This is a genomic window from Nocardia exalbida NBRC 100660 (genome assembly GCF_000308575.1).
Lineage (GTDB): Bacteria > Actinomycetota > Actinomycetes > Mycobacteriales > Mycobacteriaceae > Nocardia > Nocardia exalbida.
This window is the reverse complement of sequence record NZ_BAFZ01000158.1, coordinates 43105-50747: the sequence shown is the minus strand read 5'-3', so window position 1 is coordinate 50747 and position 7643 is coordinate 43105. Positions and strand designations below refer to the sequence as shown.

The following is a 7643-nucleotide window of genomic DNA, read 5'->3' as shown; positions in this document are numbered from 1 at the left end:
TGAACGCCATTGCCGGACTGGCGGTAACGGCCCCGGACGGCGGGATTCCGCCGGGCTGGCGTCCGACGCCGTCCGGATGGACCCTGCACAATCCGAATCCCCACGGACCGGCGCGCATCATCGCCATGGATTTCAGCGGCGCCCTCGACCACCGACCCGAGCCCGACGCGCGAGAGTACCGGCAACGCCTGGAATATGTGCTCGGCGCACCGCCCGCGCTGAGCGGGATCAGCCACCTCACCCGGTTCAGCGACCACGGCCGCTACCGCACCCGCCTGCGGGACGGACGGCTGCTGCTGGCAGGCGACGCTGCGCACAGCCACTATCCCCTCGGCGGCCAGGGCCTCAACATCGGCATGCAGGACGCGTTCGCACTGGGCTGGCGGCTGGCCCGAGTGATCACCGGACACGAGCGGCCCGCCGTCCTCGACGAGTACTCGCGTGAACGGGTCGCCGTCGCCGCCGCGGTGGTCGCCAACACCGTGCTGCAATCGCGGATGATGAACCCCCGCGAGCCCGAGCTGCGTGCGGCGATGCTGGCAATGCTCGCGATCCCGGCGGTCCACGACGCCGTCGCCCAGCTCATCAGCGGCCAGTTCCAGTCCGGATTCCAGCACGATCTGGTGGTCACCGAGGCGGACGGCGGTGTGCGGACCCTCACCGAACTGCTGCGGGCGGGCCGATTCGTGGCGATCCGGCCCGACGAGCACGTCCCGGTACCGCACGCCCCCGTCGGCGCGATCACGGTGACCGGCAAGGTGACCCCGGACCAGGCGTGGACCCGTGCGTTGGTCCGTCCGGACGGCTACCTTGCCGGCACCTGGTGAGACGGCGCTCAGCCCGGCCATCGTTCCAGCGCCTCGCGCACCTCGGCGATCGCCTGCCCGGCATCCCGGAACTGCACTGCCTGCCATCCGGATTGCCTTGCCGCGGCGCAGTTCTCGGCGAGGTCATCGATCAGCAGGCACTGGCCGGAGGCGACGCCCGCCTGCTCGGCGGCCAGGGCGAAGATCTCCGGATCGGGTTTGCGGACCCCGACCTTGCACGAATCGATCAGGGCGCTCAAGACCCCGTCCAGATCGATCATGGCGCGCCAGTAGGGCTCCCACTCGACGACATTGTTGCTGAGCACCCCGACCCGGGTACCGCCCTCGGCCAGCTCGATCGCGAAGTCGCGAACCGCGCTGTTGGCCCGGTGTCCGGCGAACCACTGCCTGCCGAAATCGGGTTCGCTGCGCGAGAGGTCGATCTCGGGTTGTTTGGCCCTGAGCACGGCGTGCAGCTTGCCGACCCACTCGCGTTCGTCGAGCAGCGCCAGTTCGATCGGCGCCAGCGGCGCGAGCCCGTATTCGGCGCCCACCTCGGCGATGGCGAACTTCAGCAGGTCGGGCGCGATGCCCGCGACCTCCTCGTAGCGCTCGAAGAGGTCGTCGAGCGGCGGTGAGAGCACCCCGCCGAAATCGAACCAGACGAACGGCCCCGCCGTCTTCACGGCGGTCACTGGACCATCGTCCCGACGTCGGCCGGTCGGAAGCGCAGTTCCACCTCGCCGACGGCGATCACATCCGCGCCCTGGGACAGGTCCACCTGCGCCCGCACGCCGCCACCCGCACCGGGAAGCGCAGCGACGGTGGCCCTGGCGATGGTCTCACGCTCGAATTCACCGAACTTGGTGAACTCGATCCCGAGCCGCTGCATCACCATGCGGCTGGTGTCCAAGCCGAGGACGGCGTTCGCGGCTGCCATCGCGACCTGCCGGGCCGCTTCGAACTGCAACATGCCGGGAACATGATCGAGGGCATGATCGAACAGGGAGGGATGGTCGGTGTCGATGATGGTCAGCGCCGTCAGCTCGTGCCTGCCCGACAGCACCGGATTCGCCAGGATCGCATTGCGCGGGTTGTGCCTGCCGACCGAACCCGGCCGCATTCGCGCGACCGGCACTTGCCCCGGAATCACGTGCTGGGCGGGCAAACCCAGCGCTTCGCGCCCGCGCACCCTGATCCGGTTCCACACCGCGGCGGGCATCCACTGGTAGACCATCACCTCCCGTGCGGCTTCCCTGCCCTCGATCTCGGCGACCATCTCGAGCGACAGGCCGATGATCTGATCGTCACGGCGCTTCTCGCCGATCACCCGCGCCTCGATGACGCAGTGCCCCGGGCAGTTGCCGATCCGCAGGGTGTCGGGGTCGGCGATGGTGAAATCCGCCGAACCGAAGATGAACTTCTCCGCGCGCGCCACCCCGAGGAAGGTGTGCGCGTAATAGATCGCGACCTGCCGGAACACCTCGATGAGCAGGAGCGGATCGTACGTGGTCGCGGTACCCCGATGGTCACTGAAATACGAGTGGTTGCGGGGTAATTGAGCGGCGAACACCGCACCGTCGGGTATCGGCTGCGCGTCGGTGAGGAAGACCTCGGCGATCGATTCCCGGTGCACGATGCCTCGCGGGATATTGCGATCGAAGGTCAGGGTTTGGGTTGCGGCGGTCATGATCGAGCCTTCCTGGAACGAGGGGTTGGCGGCAGACTGGTCAGCGGACGGCGATGTCGTATGCCCAGGCATTGACGGTGTTGCGGGGCGGGTCGAACAGTGCGGTCACGTTGTGGATCGCGGAACTCGCCGCGACACTGTTGCGGTCGGTGTAGAGCGGGATCGCCACGGCGTTGTCGAGCAGGTGCGCGGTGATGGTGTCGAACAGCTGCTTGCGCTGTTGCGGGTCGGTCGCCTTCGTCGCTTCGATGAGCCACCGGTCCACCTGCGGGTCGGCGAGTTTGGCGCCCGCGACGATCGAACCGAGGGTGATGCCGTCGATCTGCCCGTACTTCAGATCGGGTGTGGTGGAGCCGTAGGCGCGGTTGAATTGCAGCGACAGGTCGAGTCCGCCGACCTGACGTGGGAACGCCTCGTACTGGTTGCGGGCCAGCAGATCGTAGACCTGGGCGTTCTCGACGAACTGCAGGTCGACCCGGATCCCGAGGTTCTGGCGCAGCTCGGCCTGCCAGGCCTTCAGGAAATCGTCTTCCGGATAGGTCGGCGTGGTGGCGAGCAGACGGATGGTCAGGCGCTGTCCCGCCGCGTCGGTGCGGTAGCCGTCGGCGTCCTTGCCGGTCCACCCCGCCTGATCGAGCAGGGCCCGGGCGGCGGCGACATCGGGTTTGCCCTTCGTCTCGTACTTGGCGTCGTAATAGGCGCTGTCCGGAGAGATGAGACTCCAGGCGCGCTGCTGGGAACCCCTGGTCAGACTGTCCACCACCGCGGCGATGTCGACGCCACCGGCGATGGCGCGCCGCACCCGCACGTCCGTGGTCGGGCCGTTGGTGAGATTGAGCATGATCACCGTGGGCGCGGCCGACGAGCCGATCTGTTCGTACTGGAATCCGTCGATCCCGTCGAACAGGGAGATGTCGGTGGCCTTGACCGTGCCGATCGCGTCGACCTCGCCGCTGCGCAGCAGGCCCGCGCGGGTGGAGGCCTCGGGGATGTACTCGACGACGAGATCGTCCACGTACGCGGCACCCTGATGCGCGGCGGTGGCGGGACCCCACCGGTAGTCGGGATTCCGGTGGAAGCGCAGTTCTTGCCCCTGGACCGCCTTGTCCAGGATGAACGGACCCGAACCCACCAGCCCGATTCCGCTGGTGAGGGTCTCCTTGCCGACGTTCAGCGTGCTGGGAGCCACGATGGCGCCGCTGAGTCCGGCGAGGGTGGACAGGAAGTCCGCGCGGGGTGTGCTCAGCGTGATCCGCACCTTGTAGGGATCGAGCACGTCGACCGCGCTGACGCTCGAGTACTGCAGGAGACCGAGCACCGTCCAGGACGGGGTGTCCGGATTTCTCAGCACATCGATGTTCGCCTTGACCGCGGCGGCGTCGAACTTCTCTCCGTTGTGGAATGTCACGTCCCGGCGCAGCGTGAATTCGTACACCGTGCCGTCGGGGGAAACGGTCCACTCGGAGGCGAGCCACGGGTGGAACTTTTCGTCGCGGTCTTCGGCGATGAGACTGTCATAGCTGTTGCGCAGCACCTGGGAGGCGTCGAAAGCCGCGCCGACATGGGGATTGAGGCCGCGTGTCGGATAGGACGGCAAGGCGATGGTGAAGGTGCCGCCCGGCTGTGCCGGTGAGGTGGGTCCGCCCCGGCCGCTGCCGGGTTCGGGGTCCGAGGCGCAGGCGCCCGCGGACAGGACGATGCCGACGGCCAGTGCGGTGAACAGTCGAGTGAGGCGATTACGCACGCGAGGGTCTTTCCGTGGGGTCCGGTACCGCCAGGCGCGGCACGGAATCGAGCAGGGAACGGGTGTACGGGGAGGTCGGCGCCGTGAAAACATCGTCGGACGAACCTGTTTCGACGATCACGCCGCCGTGCAGGACGAGCAGGCGGTGACAGATCTGCCGGACGACGGCGAGATCGTGGGAGATGAAGATGACGCCGACCCCGCGCTCGCGCGCGAGTTCGGCGATCAGTTCGAGGATCTGGGCCTGTACCGAGATGTCGAGTGCCGACACCGGCTCGTCGCAGACCACCAATTCCGGCCTGCTGCCCAGCGCCCTGGCGATATTGACGCGCTGACGCTGTCCGCCCGACAGTTCGCGGGGGTGACGATCGATGCTGTCGGCCGGCAGGCGCACCGCGTCGAGCAGACCCATCACCTCGGCGCGCCGCTCGCGCCGGCCGACCCGCAGGGCGACGCTCTCGCCGATGATCTCGCCCACCCGGTAGCGGGGATCGAAGGATCCGGTCGAATCCTGCGCGACCAGCCCGATCCGGCCGGGACGGCGAGTGCGCGGCGTCAACGGCGCTCCGGCGAAACGCATCTCGCCGCCGTCCGGCTCGATCAGCCCGGTGATCATCTTCGCCACCGTCGACTTACCCGAACCGGATTCACCGACCACGCCGAGCACCTCACCGGCCCTGACCTCGAAGCCGATATCGGCGACCGCGGGCACCGCACGGCCCCGCACCCGATACGCCTTGGTCAGCGCGCTCGCGGTGAAGATCGGTGCGCCCGAACGTGACGGCGGTGCGCCCGCCCGGCCCCGCGGCACCGCGGCGATCAATGCCCTGGTGTACGCGTGCCGCGGATCACCGATGACCTGCTCTGCGGGCCCCTGCTCGACGACGCGCCCCGCTTTCATCACCAGGATGCGATCGGCCACCGAGGCCACCACCGCCAGATCGTGGCTCACCAGGATCATCGATCGCCCGCCCGCGACCTGCCGGACCAGCAGGTCGAGCACCTGCGCCTGAACCGTCACATCGAGCGCCGTGGTCGGTTCGTCGGCGATGAGGATGTCCGGGTCACCCGCGAGGGCGGAGGCGATCAGCGCGCGCTGGCGCTGACCGCCCGACAGCTGGAACGGCCGTTGCCGCTTGCGCACCTCGGGATCGGCGATCCCCACCGAGATCAGCAGCTCGTCGATGCGGGCCGCGCGGCCGGAGCGCGGTGTCGCGCGCAACGCTTCCGCCATCTCGTCGGCGATGGTGCGCAGCGGATCGAGCGCGACGAGCGCGTCCTGGAACACCAGTCCTATCCGGGCGCCCCGGATCCCACGCCACTGCCGTTCGCTCAGTCCGAGGGCCGGGGTGCCGAACAACTCGAACCGGTCGGCACGCACCCGGGCGCCTGCCCCCGCGAGACCGACGAGGCTGCGTGTGGTCACCGATTTGCCCGAACCCGATTCGCCGACGATGGCGAGGATCTCGCCGCGCCACAGGTCGAAGCCGACGCCTTCGACGACATCGCCCGCGTTCCCGGGGAAACCCACGCGCAGGTTCCGCACACTCAGCACGGTGTCGGTCACGGTGTCCGCGCTCGGTACGGCGGCGGCGGTGAGCGTCATGGCTGTGCCCTTCGTTCGAAGCGGTGGCCGACGTGCCGGCCGAGCACCGTGGTGGCCAGGACCACGACCGTGACGGCGGCACCGGGGAAGGCGACCGACCACCACGCGATACGCAGGTCGCCGTGCGCCTCGGCGAGCATGGAACCCCACTCCGGGTCCGGAGGTTGCGGGCCGAAGCCGAGGAAACTCAAGGCGGCGGCGCCGAGAATGCTGGTCCCGAGGCCGAGGGTGACCACAACCGGCAGCGACCGCAACGCGTTCGGCAGGATGTGGCGAACGACGATCCGCGCGCGTGACCGGGTCAGCAGTCGCGCCTGCGCGACATGGTCGGCGGCGCGCACCGCCCGGGTTTCCGCCCGCATCACCCTGGCGAATCTCGGCGCCGCGGCGAGGCCGAGGGCCAGAACGAGATTGCCCGTTCCGGTGCCGGTGAAGGTGATGAGCACCAGGGCCAGCAACACCTCGGGGAACGCGCCGAGCAGATCGAAGGCGCGCGAGGCGATGGCGTCCGCGACTCGGCCACCGATTCCTGCCGCCAGCCCGGCACTCACGCCGATCACCCCCGCGAGTGCCGTCGCCGACACCCCGATGAACAGCGACAACCGGGCGCCGTGCACGACACGGGTGAACACGTCACGGCCCAGTTGATCGGTGCCGAACGGATGCGACAGCGACGGCGGCCGATGCGCGGCGACCAAATCGGTTTGCAGCGGGTCGCCGGAGGCGAGCAGGGTGGGCACGAGGGCGGCGAGCCCCGCGAGAATCAGCACCGCGCCTGCGATCAAGACGGCGACGGGACGGTGGGACACCGGGAGGGCGAAGCGTTGCCGCAGAATGGCTGTCGTCATGCGGAGGCCTCCTGCAGGCGCGGATCGATCCAGAGATAGGCGATGTCGACGACGACCGTGACGATCAGATAGACGGCGGCCGACAGCAGCGCGACACCGAGCACCACGGGAACATCGGAATAGCCGACGGCCTCGACTGTCGCCCGTCCCACGCCGGAGCGGCCGAAGACCTCCTCGACGACGACGGTCCCGGTGAGCAATCCGCTCACGGCCCAGCCGGCCAGGGTCGCGGCCGGGATCAGCGAGTGCCGCAGTCCGTGTCGCAGGCGCAGGCGGGTGGCGCCGATGCCACGCGATCGGGCGGTCAGCGCGAACGGCTGCTCGAGCGCGCGCTCGATCCCCTCCCGCATGACCTGGGCCAGCACCGCGGCGATGGGCAGCGCCAGGGTGACGGCCGGGAGTATCAGACGCTGGAATTCGTTGCCCACGGTCACCGGCAGCACCTTCAGCGTGAAGGCGAAGATCCAGATCAACAGCAGCCCGGTCCAGAAGGGCGGCGCGGAGGCCACCACGATCTCGGCGGTGGTGATCGACCGGCTGAGTACATCGCGCCTGCCCGCGGTGAGCACGGCCAGCAGCGGCGCGAGGACGACCGCGAGGAGCAGGGCGAATCCGGCGAGCTGGGCGCTGCTGCCCAATTGTTCGCCGAACACGATGCCGGTCACGGGTTCGCCGCGCACGTATGAGTAGCCGAGATCGCCGTGCAGCAGCCGTCCGAGGTGGTGCCCGTACTGCACGAGCAGCGGGCGGTCCAGACCCCAATCCTGTTCGATCCGCGCGCGCAGTCCAGGATCGCTGGACTCCCCCATGATCGCGGTGACCGGATCGCCGGGGGCGATGTGCACGGCCAGGAACGCCAGGGTGACCGCGGCCCACATCATCGCCACCGCGGACAGGACCACGCCCGCGATGCGGCCGAACACTTTGCGCCGGTGTGGATTCATCGCGG

General features: G+C 69.1%; 7 protein-coding genes. 1 reads left to right on the top strand and 6 read right to left on the bottom strand.

What is annotated here, in order from left to right:
- On the top strand, positions 1-827 hold an 827-nt coding region (locus tag ON29_RS30900), incomplete at its 5' end, for an FAD-dependent monooxygenase (protein ID WP_174371887.1).
- A gap of 8 nt (positions 828-835) precedes the next feature.
- On the opposite strand, the gene ON29_RS30895 is transcribed toward ON29_RS30900, so the two are convergent.
- Genes ON29_RS30895 through ON29_RS30870 form a run of 6 tightly spaced genes read right to left on the bottom strand, consistent with a single transcriptional unit; the run spans position 836 to position 7638 of the window.
- Entirely contained in the window at positions 836-1501 is a 666-nt protein-coding gene (locus ON29_RS30895) for an HAD family hydrolase (RefSeq protein WP_040871721.1), read from the bottom strand.
- Entirely contained in the window at positions 1498-2496 is a 999-nt protein-coding gene (locus ON29_RS30890) for an AfsA-related hotdog domain-containing protein (protein WP_051175793.1), read from the bottom strand. The genes ON29_RS30895 and ON29_RS30890 overlap by 4 nt, the downstream gene beginning before the upstream one ends.
- 40 nt (positions 2497-2536) lie before the next feature.
- Positions 2537-4240: an ABC transporter substrate-binding protein gene (locus ON29_RS30885; protein WP_040871720.1), complete on the bottom strand. Its 1704-nt coding sequence runs from the start codon at positions 4238-4240 to the stop codon at positions 2537-2539.
- Positions 4233-5846, bottom strand: coding sequence for an ATP-binding cassette domain-containing protein (locus ON29_RS30880; protein WP_040871719.1), 1614 nt, complete (start codon positions 5844-5846; stop codon positions 4233-4235). Before ON29_RS30880 ends, ON29_RS30885 begins: the two co-directional genes overlap by 8 nt.
- Positions 5843-6694: an ABC transporter permease gene (locus ON29_RS30875; RefSeq protein ID WP_040871717.1), complete on the bottom strand. Its 852-nt coding sequence runs from the start codon at positions 6692-6694 to the stop codon at positions 5843-5845. The genes ON29_RS30880 and ON29_RS30875 overlap by 4 nt, the downstream gene beginning before the upstream one ends.
- Positions 6691-7638: an ABC transporter permease gene (locus ON29_RS30870; protein WP_051175792.1), complete on the bottom strand. Its 948-nt coding sequence runs from the start codon at positions 7636-7638 to the stop codon at positions 6691-6693. The genes ON29_RS30875 and ON29_RS30870 overlap by 4 nt, the downstream gene beginning before the upstream one ends.
- Positions 7639-7643: the final 5 nt, after the last annotated feature.